Genomic DNA, 18271 nt, shown 5'->3' with positions numbered 1-18271 from the left:
AAGTCGAATTGCCGGGGCATCGGCGCTGTGTTGCACATGTCTAGGCAGACGCCAGCGTCACGGTAACGATGGTCGTTCCGCACAAGCGCTCGGCGAGATCGACATGAGCGGGACGCACGTTCCACCACCGCGAGCGGCCGGCTCTCGAGCGGTGGCCGAGCACGATGAGGTCGGGGTTGAACGTTTGCGCGTGGCGCGCCACGACATCGGCGATTCGCCCGAATTTGACGAAGCCGTTTGCGGTAATGCCGATATTGGCCAGCCGCGTGACGGCGTCGCTGAGCGTGTTGCGGGCCATTTCCTCGAGGTGAGTATAGGCAACGTCGGTAAGCAGGCCAGCGCAGCTTGCGTTCACGCTTTCGGAATCGACGACGGCGACGACATCGACGAGAGCGGACAAGGCGAGCGAGAGTTGCGAGCAGCGTTGCAGAGCGGCCTGGGCCTCGCTCGTGCCGTCGTACACGAGCAGCATGCGGGAAAAGGAAGACATGGTGTGCCGATAACGTAACGGAGCCGCTGGCGGCGCCTGATTGAACATGAAGGTCGGCCAGCGCAATCGTCCCAAAGGGTGAATTGTCCGGCCGCGCAATCAGAACAGTCCGTTATCGGTGTTTATTCCCGGCGGCGTGCTCGTTCGCGTGACGCCGAGATGTTTGCGGCAACAAGATTATTTCGGAATATTTCGGAATCCAGAGTGGTCGACAAAACGTGCAAGCCGTCAACCCGAAGCATGGCCAGCAGGCGCAACCTGGCCCACGGTTTCGATCCTCTGGCCCTTTGCAATCGCTGTGCCGATTGCGAGCAACTGATCGTCGTCGAGCGACGCAATTAGCGCGTAGCTGAGGTTGGCACGCCGCCATGTCAACACATTCATGCTTTCAACACGCTCGTGCGTCATGCTCGCGTCCGGTTTTTCGTCCTTCATCACGCACAGGGCAACCGGCAAACCCGTTTTGGGTAGATACACGATCTGCACGAGCGGTCTGTTGTGAAAACGCAATCGTTGAATGCGCGTGAATGTAAGCCCCGCTGGACGCAGGTCCGGCACACGTATCGGTACGCCGTCGTCGACGTGAATCTGCGCGATCACCTGCGAGACCACTTCCGGCGTAAGCGCGTCGAAGGCAACCGTATCACGCGTGTAAAGCTGCTGATAGTTCACCGCCGCGGCAACCCATGGCGAGACGCTCGCGGCCGCGGTGTGCAACGCGCCGGTGCCTGCACCACCGTCGCTGCGCGCCCAGTCTGTTGCATGTCGCAGCACGAGCGCGCAGCTCAGCACGCCCGCGGCGAATGTCATGGCTAAACCCGGCAGCGACAGATGCAGCGCAACGCGAAACGGCCAACGCGAGATAAGCCGCGCAAACCAGGCAGGTTCCGTGGCGCCGCGGCGCGCGGTGTCCGTGCTGCTCGCCGCCTCGGGCATGCCCAAATGCGCGCGGCTGAGCTGCTCGATCTTGAGCGTGAGCCGCTTGGGAACGGGCGGCAGTTTCTGGTGTGCGAAGGCGTGCCGATACCTTAGCGCCGACGCCGTGAATAGCGCCACGCGCTCCGCGATCTCGGGCGACGCGCTAATTGTCTTCTCCACATCTTCGCGCTCACGCGGCGTGAGTTCGCCGTCGACATAAGCCATGAGCAGGATGTCATCCATAGTCATGCCCCAATTTCCTTGCTGTTCTCCGCGCTTGGCGCGCGCTTTTCTTTTTTCTGATCGTTGAACAGGGCGCCGATCGCCTGGCGTGCCCGCGAAAGGCGGCTCATGATCGTGCCGATCGGTACGTCCAGCACCTCGGCGGCTTCGCCGTAGCTTAACCCTTCCACCGCGACAAGCAGCATGACAATGCGCTGCGCCTCGGGTAATCGCTCAACGGCGCGGATGATCTGTCCATTCATGACCTGTTCTTCCGGCGTTCTCGCGGAAGGATCGGGAACAGTTTCGAGAAACCCGTCATCCCATTCCATGCCCGAACGGTTGCGCACATTGCGGGCGCGCAGTTCGTTGAGCCACGTGGACTGAACGATGGAGAACATCCAGCTGAGCGGCGCGGTTCCGGGTTCGAGTTGATGCGCGCGTTCGAGCGCGCGCACGCATGCCCGCTGCACGAGGTCTTCGGCATCATGCTGATCGCCCGAAATGCGTAGCGCGAACGCCCACAATCGCGGAAGCATGGAAGGCAGGAGCGCCGACAATTCGGCGACAGTCATCGTCTCGGTAGCTTTCATTTTTCGACGATAGGGTTAAGCGGCAAAACCGTCGCCTTGACGAGAACACCCGGCGGGCGATTGAAATTCCATACGCGCAGATATCGCCGGCCGCCTTCATCTTCTTGACGGGCCGGGCGCCTCACGGGCAGGAGACAAAACGAATTACAACCGGAGAAGGTATCTGCCATATTTCCGGCCGGCTGCTGATTGAAAGTGTTTGTATCAATGCCGGAAGCCATACACATTGCGACACAAAACGTCGTGCTGATCGGCGCATGCATCGTGGAATGCGGCGCGCTTTACAGGTGTTCTTGTTGGGGAAGCGATTGCGTTCAACGTTTCACTCCCTTTTCAAAAACACGGAATTCACATGCGAAATCAGCAAGCGGATAGCGAAAACACCATGAAACAGGAGCCCGCTTGGGTGCGGGCGCTTGGCGGTACGGAACACTTGTTCTGGCTGCTCGACCGCAATCGGGCGATTCATTTCGCGCTCGTCGCGGAAATCGACCGCGTGTTCGAGCCCAGCGCGTGGCATGCGGCATTGCTTGCGATCCAGCAGCGGCATCCGTTGCTCTCCACGCGTATCGTCGCCGGCCGTGACGGCGCCCCTGCGTTTCATCGCGATCCCGACGCGCGAATTCCCCTGCGCGTAGTGGAAAATGCGAGGGCTTCGTGGCAAGTCGAGGCGGCGAGCGAAATGAACGCACCGTTCGACTGGTCAACTGCACCGCTTGTGCGTGCAACCTTGCTGCAAGGTGAACGCGGCTCGACGGTCATTCTCGCCGCGCATCACTCGGTGCTCGATGGCATGGGCGGCGCCTATGTGATGGAGGATCTGTTGTGCGCGCTCGCGGGCGGCTCGCTCATGAGTCTGCCCCTCGTGCAGCCGCTGGAAAGCCTGTTGAGAGCGCAAATGGCCACGGCCACCGTGCCCGGCGCGATGGCGCCGGCGCCCGAGCCCAAGGTGTTCCGCGCGGCGTCGGGCGCGCGTGCCGAGGTCGCCGCGCTTGCGCTCAGCGCGCCGCTCACGCGGGCCGTTGTGGAGCGATCGCGCATGGAGCGCACGACAGTGCACGGCGCGCTCGCGGCAGCGGTCAATGAAGCGGGGCGGCGCTTGTCGCAGGCGTGGCGCGAGCGTTCGGTGCGTACCGTTTCGCCGATCGACGTGCGCCGAACCGTGGGCGGCATGGGCCAGGCCAACGGCGTGTACATCACACAGACCGTGACGGTCGACGATCGTCCGCAAGGCGCACCGTTCTGGGACGCGGCACGCGAGGTCAAGGCCCGGCTCGCACCCGCGCAAACGCACGCATCGGTCGTACAGGAAACGAAAGCGCTGGATGCATTCATGTCGTCGAATCCTTCCGTTGAAGACACCGCGGGTTTTCTTTCGCACATGCTGGCGTTCGACGTGCTGCTTTCGAACCTGGGCCGCGAGCCGGTCGCTTCGGCCTACGAAGGTTTTGCGCTGAAGGCGCTATGGGGGCCGATCGTGAGTTCGGGCTTCAAGGACGATCAGGTCGTGGGCGTCTGCACGCAAGGGGGGGTGTTGCGTCTCACGCAGGCGAGCTACACGGCCATGCCAGGACTGCTCGATGAAGTGTGCGCCGTGCTGAGCGAGGCCGTTGCTGCCTAGTGTTGCGGCCGAGGTGAAACCTGACGTGCGCCGGCATGGCCGGCGCACTCGCTTACGGTGAAACCGGGAGCGTTGGGGTAGTGCTGATCACGGTGCTGCGTACAGCGTCAGTTTGGTTGCGACCTGCTGAACGCCCGGCACTTTCGCTGCGACGTCCTGAGCGACCTGGTCCTGCGATTCGTCGAGAATCGTGCCCGCCAGGATGACCTTGCCCGTGCGCGTATTGGCGAACACGGCGATGTCCGTGTCGTTCAGGTCGTGGTCCTTGTACAGGGCTTCGCGGACCTTTTTCGCCAATGCGTGATTGGCGGCGCGGTCGGCACGCATTTGTGCGCGGATCTGCTGCTTGGTCAGTGCGGGCGTGTCGCCGGTCGTCGTGGTTTGTGCGAGAGCGGCGGAGGAGAGCAGCGCGGCGAGTGCGGCCGTAAGTGCCTTGGAGCGAAGCGTCATGGAATCACCTGTTGACGTTGAGTATGAACGAGGAGTTGTCGAAGCGGGTCTTGCCCGGTGGGAAGCATAGACCGCGGGCCGTCCTGGCTCTATCAGACGTTAGGTGGTTCGTCCTATACGAATGTCAACGGCGCACTATACCTTGGGATGCTGCGGCGATCCGCGACGATTTACGCTGCGCTACCGGCTGCCACGGCGACGGCGGCGGCGAGATCCCTGGCCCTGACGGGCTTGATGAGGAATGCGCTCGCGCCATTGTCCAGCGCCAGGCTCTGGAGTTCGGGCATGGGGTAGGCCGTGACGAAAATCGTGGGTATGCGTATGCCCGCGCCAATCAGGCGCAAAAACATGTCGACGCCGGTCATGCCGGGCATCTGGACATCCGAAATGATGCAGCGCGGGTGCCGCTCGCCCACGGCGGCCAGCAGATCCATGCCGGACTCGAATGTCACGACGTCGTAATCGAGCGAGCGTAGCAAGCTGGAAAGGCCGGAACGGACCGAAGGGTCGTCGTCAACCACCCAGATGACTTGTGGCGTACACAATGAATATCTCCCGTGGCGTGCTGGAGGCGGTATGGCTGTGATCCGTCGCGTGTACGCGGCATAAGCTTACCGGAGCCCCCAAGCCGCCGAAATCATACGGAGGTATAGATAGGGTTTGCCGCAATCCGTAGGTAAGATGCAAGGGGGAAATGAGGGTTCACCCACCGCACGCCCCTCGCCGAGCACACAACGCTTACCAATCATTGCGCAATCGCGCGCCTCGCGCGCGGCATTCCCTTTGGGTTGACGCCTGAAATCAGCAACCGGTGGAGTTTGGCATGTACCAAATCGAGAGCGATCGTGGCAAGCGCGCGTCCGTGGAGGCGAGCCGGGCTTGCACGGAGCACGCTGCATCGAAAGTCTTTGTCGTCGACGATGACGAAAAGCTTCGGGAAGGACTCAAGAGCCTGCTCGAATCGGTGGGGTTTCATGTCGAGACCTTCCCGGCCACAGCGCAATTTTGCGAGCGCGTGCAGGCCGATATTCCGAGTTGCCTGATACTCGATGTGCGGTTAAAAGGCGAGAGCGGTCTCGAGTTTCAGGCATGGGCGGCGGAAAATGAAATCGTCATGCCGATTATTTTCATGAGCGGCTATGGCGATATTGAAATGTCGGTTCGCGCCATGAAAGGCGGCGCCATCAATTTCCTGACCAAGCCGTTTCGCGAGCAGGACATGATCGAGTCCGTGACCGAGGCGTTGCAGCGCGACGCGGCGCGTTTGATGAGGCTGAGCCAGTCGAGCACGCTCAGAGAGCGGTTTTCGACTTTGACGCCGCGAGAGCGCGATATCGCCGTGCTCGTTGCCGCGGGGTATATGAACAAGGCGGCGGCGAGCAAACTCGCACTCAGCGAGATGACCGTGAAGATTTACCGCGCGAGAGCGATGAAGAAGCTTGCCGCGCGCACGACGGCGGACCTGGTGCGAAAAATCCGGACGCTGCAGATCGGAGGCGACGCCGGGTCGATAGCCGATCCGCTTACCCACGATTGATGAACGATTCGCCGGAGATAACGTGCATGGTTGCAGGGGAACGGTAATGGAGAAAGACGCGGTTCGTATTGCGCCAGGGGGGGAGGGTGCGGTTGTCTACGTGATCGACGACGACGAGTCGATTTGCGCGGCGCTTTCGAGCCTGCTGCGCTCGTCCGGCTTCGCCACGCGCACGTTCACGCGCATCGACGAATTCCTGCTGGCGCCGAAAGAAGACGTGCCGGGCTGTTTGCTGCTGGACGTGCGCCTGCGCGGCGAGAGCGGCCTGACCTTTCAGCAGAGCGCGCACCGCTATGAAGTGGACATGCCCATTATCTTCATGACGGCGCACGGCGACATTGAAATGTCGGTGCGTGCCATGAAGGCGGGCGCGATCGACTTTCTTACGAAACCTGTGCGCGAGCAGCGCGTGATCGATGCCGTAACGACCGCCATCGCGAGCCATGCCGCGTGGCGCGAACGCGCCCGCTCGGAGGCGGCGCTACGCGCGCGCTACGACCAGTTGACCGCGCGCGAGCGCGAAGTCGTGTCGTACGTGGTGGAAGGCTTTCTGAACAAGCAGATTGCGGGCGAATTGAAGCTGAGCGAGATCACGATCAAGATTCATCGCAGTTCCGCCATGCGCAAGCTCGAAGCGCAGTCGGTCGCCGATCTCGTGAGGAAGATGGAGGTCATTAGCGCAGCCGGGCACGCGCGCAATTAATGGCGCACCGGCACGACATGGATGGGGAGAGGCATGGCAGCTAGAGCGGGTCGGCACTCGATGGCAGAGATCCCGGGCTGGGAGGCGACAGGCGCCGCGGAAATTCACGGGCGCATTACCTGCGCGCAACGGCTTCATCGCGACGACGACCTGGTGCTATACCGCGTGAGCACCGAGGCGTGCGAACAGCCGCTCATCGTGAAAGCGCCGTTCGAGGCACGCGCTTCGCGTGAACTCCTCGCATCGTTCGAGAAAGAATACAGTCTGCGCGAATCGATCGACGCGCAATGGGGCATTCGTCCGCGCGAGTTGTTTCGTTCGGGCGGCCAGTTTCTGCTCACGCTGCACAATTGCGAGGGGGCATCGCTCAGCGGCGACATGGCGCATGGCCGCTCGCTGCGGCGCTTTCTTGCGCTCGCGGTGTCGCTCGCCTCGGCGCTCAAGGACATGCACTCGCATGGACTCGTTCATCACAACCTGAGCCCCGCCAACCTGTTCGTGGATCGCGAGCAGCGCGTGTGGATCACGGGCTTCGGCAGCGCTTGCGGTATCGAGGGCAGCTACGCGGGCGGCGGCGAGATCGGTATCGTGCCCATGAGCCAGCTTCCGTATCTCGCGCCCGAGCGCACCAGCGCCGCGAGCCAGCGTAACGATCCGCGCAGCGACCTGTATGCGCTGGGCGTGCTGCTTTACCAACTGCTCTCCGGGCAGTTGCCCTTTGACGCGCGCGAGCGCGAGGAATGGGTCTATTCGCATCTCGTGAGTACGCCGCGGCCGCTCGGCAATCTCGTTCCTGAAATCCGTCCCGAGATCGAATTCATCATCAACAAGCTGCTGGCGAAAGCCGCCGACGACCGCTATCAGAGTGCGGCGGGCGTCGAGGCCGACCTGCAGCTTTGCTTCGATGAAATGACCTACGGCGCACAGATATCGCCCGCACTGCTCGGCCGGGGCGACCGTCAATCGCAGGCCGTGTTTCCCATGCGTACGTACGGGCGGCAGCGCGAACTCGAACAGCTGCACGGCGCGCTGGAACGCGTGCGCCAGACCGGCGACGCCATGGCGGTGATCGTCGAGGGCGAGCCCGGCGTCGGCAAGACGTTTTTCATCGAGGAATTCAAACGCAATATCGGGTCGGCCGGCGTGCATTTCACGCTCGGAAAATTCGATCAGTACAACGACAATGTGCCGTATGCGGCGTTTGTCCAGGTGCTGCGCGGGCTCGTGCGCCCGCTGCTCAGAAAGACCGGCCCGGAAATCGCGCTATGGAAGGGGCGCTTCGAGGAAGCCGTGGGCAAGGGCGGCCAACTGATCGTCAATCTGGTGCCGGAAATCGGCGCGATGGTGGGGCCGCAGCCCGCAATCGAAACCCTGCCGCCGCAGGAAGCGACCAACCGTTTTCTGCTGGTCGTCAAGCGCTTTCTCATGCTGTTTTCGGACAAGCAGCGGCCGCTCGTGCTCTTTCTGGACGATGTGCAATGGCTCGATTCCGGCACGCTGGAAATCATCGATGGCCTCGCAACGGACGCCGAACTGAAGCACCTGCTGCTCGTGCTCGCGCACCGCAGCATCGATCTGGGCCGCTCGCGGGTGGCGAGCGAACGGCTCAACGGCATTCTGTTCGGCAGGAAGGTGACCGAAAAGATCGGCCTGTTGCCGCTCACGCTCGCGGACATCGTGACGATGATTGCCGAGACGCTGGTCGAGCCGCCCGAGGCCGTCGCGCCGCTCGCTTCGGTGATCTTCGAAAGGACGGGCGGCAATCCGTTCTTCACGATCGAATTCCTGCGCGAGCTGATACAGGACCGGCTCATCGTGCCGGACGCGTACAGCGTGGGCTGGACGTGGGACATCGACAAGATTCGCGACAAGGGCTACACCGACAATGTGGTCGACCTGCTCACGCTGCGTCTCACGCGCCTGAACGATGAAACGAAGCATGTTCTGGCGGTTTTCGCGTGCGTGGGGGGAACGGCGCGCGTGGGCGCGCTCTCCCGCGTGCTCGGCACCGATAGCCGCCGCGTGCTGGCGACGATGCGCGAAGCGGAGACGGCGGGCCTCGTGTCGCGCAAGGGGGAAGCCTACCGCTTCGCGCACGACCGCGTGCAGGAAGCCTCGTACGCGATGCTCGGCGAAACGGCACGCGAACTCGCGCACGCGCAGATCGGCACCAACCTGCTCTTTGCCATGCCGACGGCCCCGAGCACGGCCGAAGTGTTCGAGGTGGTCGGCCACCTGAACCGCGCGCAGCGCATTCTTTCGCAAGCCGACCGCACGCGACTTGCGGAGCTTGACGTGCTGGCGGGCAACGTGGCGAAAGCGGCGGCTGCGTGGAGTTCCGCGCGCGAGTATTTCGCCCAGGCGGAAAAGCTTATCGAGCAGTACGGCGTGAGCGAGGCGCGTATCGACGTATTCCGGCTGCTGCTCGACATGGCGGAATGCGAGTACCTCACCGGCGGTTTCAGCCAGGCGCTGGAAACGGCGCGCAAGGCGTGTGATTGTGCGGGCGGTCTGCTCAAGCGCGCTAGCGCGCTGCGCATGGAAATCCGCATTCACCAGGCGTCCGGCGACTATCGTCTGGCGGTCGAAACGACGCTCAGCGCGCTTTCGTTGCTGAATGTCGAGGTGCAGGGCGAAGCCATTGACGATGCGCTAGTCGCGCAAAAGCTCGCGGCGTTGCGCGAATTGTGCCCGCCGCACCGGGTCGCGGCGCTGCTTACGCGCGGCTGCCTCGACGACCCCATGCACGAGGCCGTGATCGGCCTCATCATCGACGCGATTCCGAGTGCGTATATCGGCGTACAAAAGCTGTTCCCGATTCTCGTGCTCAAGGCAGCCGAGTTGTGCCTCGCGCATGGCAACACGCGGCTGGCAGGCTATGTGTACGCCATCTACGCGCTGCTGCTGGTCGGCACCACGCGCGACTTCGATCTTGCGTTGCGCTTTTCCGAGCTTGCGCTTGCCGTGAACGAGCGCTATGGCGAACCGCGTTTGAGCGGCACGCTGCTGCATTTGCACGGCGACCATATCCTGATCTGGCGGCGGCCGTTTCGCGCGGCCATTCCGGTGCTGGGCCGTGCGATGAGCCAGTGCGTCGAAGCGGGCGACTTCATCTACGCGGGCTATATCGCGTTCGAGAGTATCTGGCAGGCCTATGAGCGCGGCGAGCACCTCAACGAGGTGACTAACCTGTGCCGCGAGAATCTGCGCTTTGCGAACGAACTGCGCAACAAGACCATCAGCGTCACGATCGAACTCGAATTGATGTTCCTGTTGCGCTTGCAGGGCGTCGATGCGGCAGACCTGGGCATTGCCTCCACGCACGAAGCACTCGTCTCGTTCGTGCGTGAGAGCCAGTTCGGCTGCGGCATCGCCTATGCGGCGATCATGGAAATGAAGCTGGACTTTCTGCACAGCCGCTTCGCTGCCACGATTGCGCGCGCAAGAGAGATCGAGCCACTGCTCGGCGCGGTGATGGCCATGCCGATCGAGGTGACGTACTACTTTTTGCGGGCGCTTGCGCTCGTGCGCGTGATCGACGAATTGCCGCAGGAAGCCGGGCAGGAAGCCGCGCACGAATTGATGGAGCGCGAACTGATCGGCGCCATCGAGCGGCTTGAATCATGGGCACATAGCGCACCGGAGAACTTCGGCAGCCGCTGCGCGCTCGTCACGGCCGAATATGCGCGGCTCGTGGGCGATTATGCGCAGGCCGAGCAGGAATACGAGCGCGCGATCGAACTGGCGCGTGAGAATGGGCAGCCGCACTATGAGGCCATGGCGCGCGAATGCTCGGCGCACTTCTACCGGCAACGCGGTTTAGTTTCGGTGTCCCAGGCGTGTTTGCGCTCGGCTCGCGACGCCTATGCGCGCTGGGGCGCCGACGCCAAGGTGCGCAGTCTCGAGCAGGCCTTTCACCATCTGCGTGACGGTGCGCCTGCCGCGCGCAGTTCCGGCGCTCACGCGGCGCCACAGGGAACGGTCGATGTCGCCGCGATGGTCCAGTTGTCCCAGGCCGTTTCAAGCGAGATCGACCTCGACAAGCTGGTGCAGGCGTTCATGCAGATTGCCGTGCGCCACAGCGGCGCGCAGCGTGCGCTGCTCATTCTCTGGTCGGGCGAGAGCTTTCGCATCGTGGCCCAGGCCGGTTCCAGGGCAAACGGCATTACCGTGGAAGCGAGCGACATGGGCCTGTGCGAGTCGGCGGTCCCGCTTACCGTGATTCGCCATGTCATGCGGGTTCACGAGAACGTCGTCATCGACGACGGCGCGGAGCCGAACGACTTCCGCGACGACCGTTACCTGAGCGAGGGCCGCTGCCGTTCGCTGCTCTGCCTGCCCTTGTTGCGCCACGCGGGGCTGGTTGGCGTGCTGTATATGGAGAACAGCGTCACGCCGTATGTGTTCGATCTCGCGCGCATCAACCTCATGAACATGCTGGCCGCCCAGGCCGCCATTTCCATCGAGAACGCACGGCTCTATTCCGCGCTCAAGCGCGAGAACGTGGAGCGCCGTCAAACCGAAGCGCGGCTGCGGCGCAGCGAGGCGTTCCTCGAAGAGGGCCAGCGCATCAGCAAGACGGGTACCTGGATCTGGAACACGACCACGGGCCAATTGCTGTGGTCGCGTGAGAATTACGAGCTGTGGGGCGTGGAATTCACGTGCGAGCGGCCGACCATCGAAATGTGCCTCGAGCGTGTGCTGGAGGCGGACCGCCTGCGTTTCAAGGAAGTCTTCGTCAACGCAATTTGCGAAGACGGCATGCATAGCCACGAATTCTCGACACGGCAAAGCGACGGCAGCGTGCGCCGCCTGCAGGTGATTTTCCGGCCGTGGTCGAGCGACGAGAGCGGTGCGCGCGAATATATCGGCGCGACGATCGATGTCACGGACCGGCGCGCCTTCGAAGACGCGTTGCGGCGCGGCGAGATGTATCTCTCCGAAGCCCAGCGCCTCAGCAATATCGGCAGCATTGGCTGGAATGTCGAATCGCGCGACTTGACGTGCTCCGCGCAAACCTACCGGATCCTCGAAATGGACGAACCCTCGCGGCCGCATATGGATCTCATGCTGGAACGCATTCATCCCGACGACGTCGATCAGGTGAGGCGCGCGCTGTGCGAGGGGGAGGCAGGCGCGTCGATCATCGAGGCCGAGTATCGCGTGCGCGTGGAAACGGGCGCGGTGAAGTACCTGCGCATGGTGGCGAGACCAATCGCTTCGGCGAGCCGTGCCGTGGAATACGTCGGCGCCCTTGCCGACATGACCGAAATTCACCAGGCGCAAAACGCGCTGTTGCGCGCGCAGGCGGAACTCACGCACGTCACGCGCGTGTCGACGCTGGGCGAATTGACGGCATCGCTTGCGCACGACCTCAAGCAGCCGCTCATGGCGATCATCACGCATGGCGAGGCGGGCATGCGCTGGCTGGACCGCGCGGTGCCTTCGGTTGCCGAAGCGCGCAACAATCTCGCGCGCATCGTGAGCGACGCGGACCGCGCGAGCGAAGTGATCAACCGCCTGCGCGCGCTCGCGCGCAAGGAGCGCCCGAATCGCGCCGCGATCGATTTGACGCAAACCGTCAGTGAAGTCGTTGCACTCGTTCGGCAGGAAATGGAAAAGAACAACATTCGCCTGCGTGTCGTGTCGGAAGACGGTTTGCCCAAGGTGGCCGCCGACAAGATCCAGATCCAGCAGGTGGTCATGAACCTGATCTTCAATGGCATGCATTCGATCCTGAAGTGTCCGGGCAGTACGCGGGTGCTGAAAATCTCGGCCGAATTCGCTGGCGCGGAGTCCGTGCGCGTGTGTGTGTGCGATTCGGGCACGGGTATCGATGCCGATATCGTCGAGCGGCTATTCGAGCCGTTCTTCACGACGAAGTCGGACGGCATGGGGCTTGGCCTGTCCATTTGCCGCTCGATCATCGAGGAACATCGCGGTTCGATCTGGGCGTTCAATAATCAGGACGCGGGCGCGACGTTCTGCTTCGAGCTTCGCGCGGCAGGAAGCGGCGCCGAAGGCACTGTCGCGGCACGCGCGAACGGAACGACCGCATGAGCCATTACGCGCCCATTCTCGACCAACTCGCCGATTACGATGTCACGCAACTGGTCGCGGGGCCGCCGGCGCTCTATCGCGGCGTGAACAAGGAAGGCGCGCACGTGCTGTTCATGGTGACGGAGGACGGCCCGAAAGAGCACGAGCGGTGCGCGCGGTTAGAGCACGCTTATGCGTTGCGCACGCGCCTCGCGGCGCCGTGGGCTGCACGGCCCTATGCGCTATTGCGGGAAAACGGCTTCGTTGCGCTCGCGCTGCGCGACCCCGGCGGCACGCTCTTGCGCGCGCGCTGGCGTTCGCCGCAAAAGCTCGAGCGCTTTCTGCGCGCCGCAATGGCGATTGCCACCGCCGTGGAATCGCTGCATGAAGCCGGGCTGGTCCATTGCGACCTGAATCCCGATTGTATTCTGCTCGATAACGCCGACGAATCGGCGTGCCTCCTTGGCTTTGGTCACGCGATGATGGCCGATCGTTCGGACCGCGAAACCAATCTTCATCGTGCCAGCAGCGGGGCGATCGAATACATGGCGCCCGAACTTTGCGGCCGGATGGAGCGCCTGCTGGACTGTCGCGCCGACCTCTATTCGCTGGGCTGCCTGTTCTACGAAATGCTCACCGGCGTGCTGCCGTTCACGGGCGTCGACAGAATGGCGCTCGCGCATGCGCAGCTCGCCAAGCAACCCATGCGTCCTTCCGCTTACGCGCCTGGATTGCCGCGCCAGGTCGAAGCGGTCGTCATGAAATTGCTCGCCAAGAATCCCAACGACCGCTATCAGTCAGCGGCCGGGCTGCTGGCCGACTTGATGCGCTGCCTGAACGCCGGGCCGGAGCGCAATGCCGCCGCCGTGTTTCCGCTGGACTTGCACGCAAGCGTTGCGATCAGCCGGCACGCCGGGGCGCTATACGGCCGCCGTGGCCAGATGGATGCGCTCGACGCAACCTTGCGCCGCGTGAGCACGAGCGGCGCGGTCGAGCTGGTCTTCGTCGCCGGCTATTCGGGTAGCGGAAAGTCCGCGCTGGTCGATCAATGGGCAAGCGCAATCGGCACGACATCGATCTCGTATGCGCGAGGCGTGTGCGAACAGCTCGATTCGACCCAACCTTATGGGGCGCTGGCCCGCGCGCTCGAGCGGCTCATCCGCCCGATTCTCGGTCAGGAGGACGCGAGCTTCACCGCGACGCGCAATCGCCTCACGGCGTGCATGGGCGCTCGCGCGGAAATTCTCTATGGCCTTTTGCCCGACCTGAAACTGATACTGGGCACTCTGTCGAGCGACGACGAAACGCAATTCAATGTCGACAGAGCGGTTTATTTGCGCACAATTGCCGATCTGCTCAAAAGCGTGTTGCAGCCCGAGCGCCCGCTCGTGCTGTTTTTCGATGACATGCAGTGGGTCGATGAAGGCACGCTGACGGTCCTCGACTATCTGACCCGCGACAGCGACCTCTCGCATGTCATGCTCATCGCAGCGTTTCGCAGCAACGAAGTGACGCCGGGGCATGCGCTCGAGCGGCTCATTGCCGAGACCAAAGACCGGCATCAGGTCATTGCAGTCGAGCCGCTTGACCGCGGCGACATGGCGCGCCTCGTTGGCGACACGCTGGGCTGCAAGCTCGACGCGTCGCTGCCGGTGATCGACATCATTCGGGAAAAGACGGGTGGCAATCCGTTTTTCACGATTCAGCTGGCTGCGGAACTCGCGAGCGAAGGGCTGATTGAATTCGAGGAAAAGGGCGCGTTGCGCCTGCGCGACGTCGATCGCATTCGCGCCAAGCTGTATTCGGACAACGTAGCGGACCTCATGCTGCTGCGCTTCGCACGGCTGGGCGAGGCCGCGCGTGACGCGTTGCAGGTCTTTGCCTGTCTGGGAGCCGCTGCGAAGATCGCCGATCTCGCGGCGGCGGCAAGCCTCACGAAGCAAGCGTTGGAGGCAAGCCTGCGCGAGGCCATCAACGCTTCGCTCATCGACCGCGATGCGGACAGGCTGCGCTTTACGCACGACCGCATTCGCGAGGCCGCCTACGCTTCGATGCGCGAAAGTGAACAAGCGGCCCTGCACCTCGAGATCGGGCGCAGGCTCGCCACGCGTTTGCGCGAGGACGAGCCGAGCGACGAACTTTTCGTCGTCGCGAATCAGATCAATCGTGGGGCTTCGCATGTCGTTTCGCCCGAGGAGCGCAAGCGCTTTGCCTACCTCAATCTGCTCGCGGGGGAACGTGCGAAGGCGGCGACCGCGTACACGTCGGCGCTGGTCTATTTCGAAACGGCGGCGGCGCTGATCGACGAAAGCACCGACGAAGACACGGCACAATGGACGGAATTTCACCGGGCTGACGTGGAGTGCTTGATCGGCACGCTCGCGCCCGCCGAGGCGCGGCTCGCGGCGCTCGGCCGCAAGCCGGTGAGCATGGCGCTGCGGGCGGAATTGACGCGCTTGACGGCGAGCCTGCAAACCGCGCAGAACCGGCAAATTCAGGCGCTGACCACGGGGCTCGACTTTCTGGCCCGGCTCGGTGTCAACATCGAAGAGCGCCCGTCGGACAGTGAAGTCGATCGCCTTTATCGGCAGTTGCGCAGCGAGTTGGGCGACAGGTCGATTGCCCAGCTTGGCGAAAACGCGTGGGTCGAAGACCCGGTGTGGCGCTGCGCGCTCGATGTGCTCGCCGATCTCATTCCGCCCGCGCTCTTTTTCAATGCCAATCTGCTCGACGTGATTCTGCTGAACCTGGCCTTGCTGAGTTTGCGGCATGGTCTTTCCGATTCCGCGGCGTATGGTTTCGTTTGCCTGAATCTCGTGTTTGCCGAGCGCTATGGGGACTACAGGACGGGCTATGAGTTTGCGCAACTGGCCGTCGACGTGGTCGATCGTTGCAAGCGCTCGCGCTACAAGGCGCGCATCTACATGCGCTTTGGCAGTCTCGTGATTCCGTGGAGCCGGCCGGCCCAGGACGCCATGCCGTATATCGAGCAAGCGAAGAAGGTGGCGAAAGCGGACGGCGATCTGGTATTCGACGTGTCGGGCGCGCGTAATGTCGTGAGCGTGCTGCTTCTCGCCGGCCGGCCGCTGGACGAAGTTCTCGCGGAGGCGAAGAACGGTCTGAACGTTGCGAGGTTGTCGCGTTTCTTTCTGTATTCCGGCGTTTTCCGCGCGCAGATCCAGCTTGTCGAACAACTGGGCGACGCGGGGCGGCGCGACACGGCGGATCATGCCGGCGACGAGGAATATCAGCGGGACATCGACGCGGTGCGCGCGAATAACACGAGCGTTGGCTTTGCCTACTGGACGTGCATGCTGCAGGCGAGCTTCATTTCCGGCGATTTCGAAGCGGCGCTCGAGGCAGAGGTGGCGGCGAGGCGATCGATCGGCGCGTCGAGAATGTTCCTCGAATTGATCGAATATCGCTTCTTTGGCGCGCTCACGCGCGCGAAGCTGTGCGAAATGGCAGCGACGCAGCACGAACGGGCCGCACACCGTGAAGCCCTCGACGCGCATTGCGCGGCGCTGAGCGCATGGGCGCACGTCGGTCCCGCGAATCTCACGGGCCGGGCCGCGCTCGTCGATGCCGAGATCGCGCGGCTCGACGGCCGCGCCCGCGAAGCGGAGCACCTCTACAACAAGGCGATTCGTCACGCCCACGAACGGCGGATTCTGCATGTCGAGGCGCTGGCGTGCGAACTCGCGGCAGGATTTCATCGCCAGCAAGGGCGCGGCACGATTGCCGACGCCTACTTGCGCGATGCTTCGCATGCCTATGCATGGTGGGGCGCGAACGCCAAGGTGCGCGCCATGACGGAGCGAGGCCTGAAAACGGAGCCGTCGGCCGCTGCGCCGATGCCGGCATTCGACTACCCGTCGCAACAGCTCGATATTGCTGCGATCATCAAGGCTTCGAGCGCGCTGTCCAGCGAAATCGTGCTGAGCCGTCTGATCGAAACGCTCGCGCTCGTGACGCTCGAGCACGCAGGCGCCCAGCGTTGCGTGCTCGCGCTGAACGACGAGGGCGGCTTGCAGATTCATGCGGAGGCCGTGACGCGCGCCGAACTCGCCGAAGTCAATGTCGTGCGGCGCGAGATTTCGAGCGAGGACTTGCCGCTTACGCTGGTTCGCACGGCGATCCGCACGGGGCAGCCGCTCGCGCTCGGCAGCGCCGCGACAGAGGGCGGCTATACGCGCGATGACTATGTGCGAAGGACCCAGGCGAAGTCGGTACTCTGCCTGCCGCTGCTCAAACAAGGCGGTCTGGTGGGCGTGATCTTTCTGGAGAACCGGCTTAGCGAAAGCGCATTTACCGAGGACAAGATCGCCGTGCTTTCCGTGCTCGGCGCACAGGCCGCCATCGCACTCGAAAACGCGCGCCTCTATCAGGATCTCGTGGAGCAGAATCAGCGCATCGCGCATACGGAGGAAGCGTTGCGCAACGCCATGGCCGAGCTTGCGCGCGTGACGCGCCTCACGACCATGGGCCAACTGGTGGCATCCATTGCGCACGAAATCAGTCAGCCTGTGAGCGCGATTCATTCATCGGCCTCGGCGGCCGTGCACTGGCTCGAGCGCGAACCGCCCGCACTCGAGGAGGCGCGCAAGATGCTGACGCTCGTGGCGGGCGAGAGCCTGCGTGCATCGAGCATCATTCACGGCATACGTGAATTGGCGAAGAACGCGCCGCCCACGCTAACCGTGTTCGATTTGAGGCGCGCGGTCGCCGAAGCGCTGCTGCTTGCGGGCGCGGAAGTCGAGAATCACCAGGTCGAAGTCGATAACGCCATCGCGCCGGAGTTCTTCGTGAAGGGCGATCGCGTGCAGGTTCAGCAGGTCGCGCTCAATCTCATTGTCAACGCCGTGGAGGCGATGGCCGGCGTCGATTCGCGCGCCCGCGTACTCGAACTTTCCAGTCGCCATGTGGGCGGCGGCCGGGCGGAAATCACCGTGGCCGACTCGGGGCCTGGGCTGCAAGCCTGCGTCGAGGGGTCGCTGTTCGAGCCGTTCGTGACGACCAAGGCAACGGGCATGGGTTTGGGCTTGTCGATCTGCCGTTCGATTATCGAGCGGCATGGCGGCACGCTGGAGTTCGAGCCCAACACGCCGCATGGCGCGCGTTTCGTTTTCTCGCTCGCCGCCGCGTTTGAAGCGGCGGGGGGAAACGCGGCGCTCGAGCGCTAGCCGGCCCGATTCACCGCCTGCTTGACGTGCATGGCCAGCGCCTGTGCGCTGACCGGTTTGGTGAGGAACGCGCGAACGCCGATCGACATGGCCCGCGCCTCGGCTTCGGCAGTCGGATACGCCGTGATGAGCACGAACGGCGCATCGACGCCCATGTCGATCATGCCCTCGAACATTTGCAGGCCGGACATGCCGGGCATCTGGAGATCGGAGACGACGCACGCAGTGCGATTGTGCGCAAGCCATCGCAGGAGGTCATTCCCCGATTCGAAGGTTTCGACTTCATAGCCGAGCGAACGAAGCAAGCTGGCAAGTGCAAGCCGAACTGACTGATCGTCGTCGACCACACAGACGTGATGAGCGGCGGACACGCATGATCTCCTGAGCAACAACGGCGCGATGGACCAGCACTCCAGCGCGGGTCGACAGCGCTGATAGTAATGACGGAATTCGCCGGGCGGAATCATACGCTTGTATAGCGGGTGTGATTATTTACAACACCGGCAACCATGCGT

Annotated in this window: 13 protein-coding genes; 5 read left to right on the top strand and 8 right to left on the bottom strand. The window is 63.2% G+C overall.

The window, feature by feature from the left end:
* Positions 1-40: 40 nt before the first annotated feature.
* From U5A65_RS36695 to U5A65_RS36680, 4 genes are all read right to left on the bottom strand, one after another.
* Positions 41-490, bottom strand: coding sequence for a universal stress protein (locus U5A65_RS36695; RefSeq protein ID WP_321916183.1), 450 nt, complete (start codon positions 488-490; stop codon positions 41-43).
* A 228-nt stretch (positions 491-718) separates the two neighbouring features.
* Positions 719-1657 (bottom strand): anti-sigma factor, encoded by a 939-nt coding sequence (locus U5A65_RS36690; RefSeq protein WP_321916184.1) that lies wholly within the window; start codon positions 1655-1657, stop codon positions 719-721.
* Positions 1654-2205 carry an RNA polymerase sigma factor gene (locus U5A65_RS36685; RefSeq protein ID WP_321916185.1) on the bottom strand — a complete coding sequence of 184 codons (552 nt, stop codon included), beginning with the start codon at positions 2203-2205 and terminating at the stop codon, positions 1654-1656. The genes U5A65_RS36690 and U5A65_RS36685 overlap by 4 nt, the downstream gene beginning before the upstream one ends.
* A 14-nt stretch (positions 2206-2219) precedes the next feature.
* Complete coding sequence (locus tag U5A65_RS36680; protein WP_321949291.1) at positions 2220-2486, bottom strand: hypothetical protein; 267 nt, start codon at positions 2484-2486, stop codon at positions 2220-2222.
* A gap of 89 nt (positions 2487-2575) precedes the next feature.
* Here U5A65_RS36680 and U5A65_RS36675 point away from each other — a divergent pair, with 89 nt between their 5' ends.
* Complete coding sequence (locus U5A65_RS36675; protein ID WP_321949290.1) at positions 2576-3844, top strand: condensation domain-containing protein; 1269 nt, start codon at positions 2576-2578, stop codon at positions 3842-3844.
* A gap of 87 nt (positions 3845-3931) precedes the next feature.
* On the opposite strand, the gene U5A65_RS36670 is transcribed toward U5A65_RS36675, so the two are convergent.
* The 3 genes from U5A65_RS36670 to U5A65_RS36660 form a co-directional block, all read right to left on the bottom strand.
* Positions 3932-4294 (bottom strand): BON domain-containing protein, encoded by a 363-nt coding sequence (locus U5A65_RS36670; RefSeq protein WP_321949289.1) that lies wholly within the window; start codon positions 4292-4294, stop codon positions 3932-3934.
* 170 nt (positions 4295-4464) lie between these two features.
* Positions 4465-4839 carry a response regulator transcription factor gene (locus U5A65_RS36665; protein WP_321916188.1) on the bottom strand — a complete coding sequence of 125 codons (375 nt, stop codon included), beginning with the start codon at positions 4837-4839 and terminating at the stop codon, positions 4465-4467.
* A gap of 200 nt (positions 4840-5039) precedes the next feature.
* Complete coding sequence (locus U5A65_RS36660; RefSeq protein WP_321938699.1) at positions 5040-5270, bottom strand: hypothetical protein; 231 nt, start codon at positions 5268-5270, stop codon at positions 5040-5042.
* Between U5A65_RS36660 and U5A65_RS36655 the strand changes: the two genes are divergently transcribed.
* From U5A65_RS36655 to U5A65_RS36640, 4 genes are read left to right on the top strand one after another with little or no spacing between them, the layout of a single operon-like run.
* On the top strand, positions 5259-5831 hold the full coding sequence (locus tag U5A65_RS36655) for a response regulator transcription factor (protein WP_321949304.1): 573 nt from the start codon (positions 5259-5261) through the stop codon (positions 5829-5831). The two genes, U5A65_RS36660 and U5A65_RS36655, sit on opposite strands and share 12 nt — an antisense overlap.
* Before the next feature lie 46 nt (positions 5832-5877).
* On the top strand, positions 5878-6534 hold the full coding sequence (locus U5A65_RS36650; RefSeq protein WP_321916189.1) for a response regulator transcription factor: 657 nt from the start codon (positions 5878-5880) through the stop codon (positions 6532-6534).
* Between the two features lie 60 nt (positions 6535-6594).
* Positions 6595-12594 carry an AAA family ATPase gene (locus U5A65_RS36645; protein ID WP_321949288.1) on the top strand — a complete coding sequence of 2000 codons (6000 nt, stop codon included), beginning with the start codon at positions 6595-6597 and terminating at the stop codon, positions 12592-12594.
* Positions 12591-17756: an AAA family ATPase gene (locus U5A65_RS36640; RefSeq protein WP_321949287.1), complete on the top strand. Its 5166-nt coding sequence runs from the start codon at positions 12591-12593 to the stop codon at positions 17754-17756. The genes U5A65_RS36645 and U5A65_RS36640 overlap by 4 nt, the downstream gene beginning before the upstream one ends.
* On the opposite strand, the gene U5A65_RS36635 is transcribed toward U5A65_RS36640, so the two are convergent.
* The gene (locus tag U5A65_RS36635) at positions 17753-18127 is read right to left on the bottom strand and encodes a response regulator (protein ID WP_321938662.1); all 375 of its coding nucleotides are present in this window, start codon (positions 18125-18127) and stop codon (positions 17753-17755) included. The two genes, U5A65_RS36640 and U5A65_RS36635, sit on opposite strands and share 4 nt — an antisense overlap.
* Positions 18128-18271: the final 144 nt, after the last annotated feature.

Origin of the sequence: Paraburkholderia sp. J10-1, assembly GCF_905220165.1 — a bacterium.
Lineage (GTDB): Bacteria > Pseudomonadota > Gammaproteobacteria > Burkholderiales > Burkholderiaceae > Paraburkholderia.
The sequence above is the reverse complement of the archived record's forward strand: the minus strand, read 5'-3'. Positions and strand labels throughout refer to the sequence as shown.

What these genes read in the sequence shown, in the direction of transcription:
- U5A65_RS36670 (WP_321949289.1), bottom strand. Translation starts at nt 4,294, where the DNA reads ATGACGCTTCGCTCCAAGGCACTTACGGCCGCACTCGCCGCGCTGCTC.
- U5A65_RS36680 (WP_321949291.1), bottom strand. Translation starts at nt 2,486, where the DNA reads ATGCATGCGCCGATCAGCACGACGTTTTGTGTCGCAATGTGTATGGCT.
- U5A65_RS36685 (WP_321916185.1), bottom strand. Translation starts at nt 2,205, where the DNA reads ATGACTGTCGCCGAATTGTCGGCGCTCCTGCCTTCCATGCTTCCGCGA.
- U5A65_RS36690 (WP_321916184.1), bottom strand. Translation starts at nt 1,657, where the DNA reads ATGACTATGGATGACATCCTGCTCATGGCTTATGTCGACGGCGAACTC.
- U5A65_RS36650 (WP_321916189.1), top strand. Translation starts at nt 5,878, where the DNA reads ATGGAGAAAGACGCGGTTCGTATTGCGCCAGGGGGGGAGGGTGCGGTT.
- U5A65_RS36695 (WP_321916183.1), bottom strand. Translation starts at nt 490, where the DNA reads ATGTCTTCCTTTTCCCGCATGCTGCTCGTGTACGACGGCACGAGCGAG.
- U5A65_RS36660 (WP_321938699.1), bottom strand. Translation starts at nt 5,270, where the DNA reads ATGAAACCCCACCGATTCGAGCAGGCTCTTGAGTCCTTCCCGAAGCTT.
- U5A65_RS36645 (WP_321949288.1), top strand. Translation starts at nt 6,595, where the DNA reads ATGGCAGAGATCCCGGGCTGGGAGGCGACAGGCGCCGCGGAAATTCAC.
- U5A65_RS36640 (WP_321949287.1), top strand. Translation starts at nt 12,591, where the DNA reads ATGAGCCATTACGCGCCCATTCTCGACCAACTCGCCGATTACGATGTC.
- U5A65_RS36675 (WP_321949290.1), top strand. Translation starts at nt 2,576, where the DNA reads ATGCGAAATCAGCAAGCGGATAGCGAAAACACCATGAAACAGGAGCCC.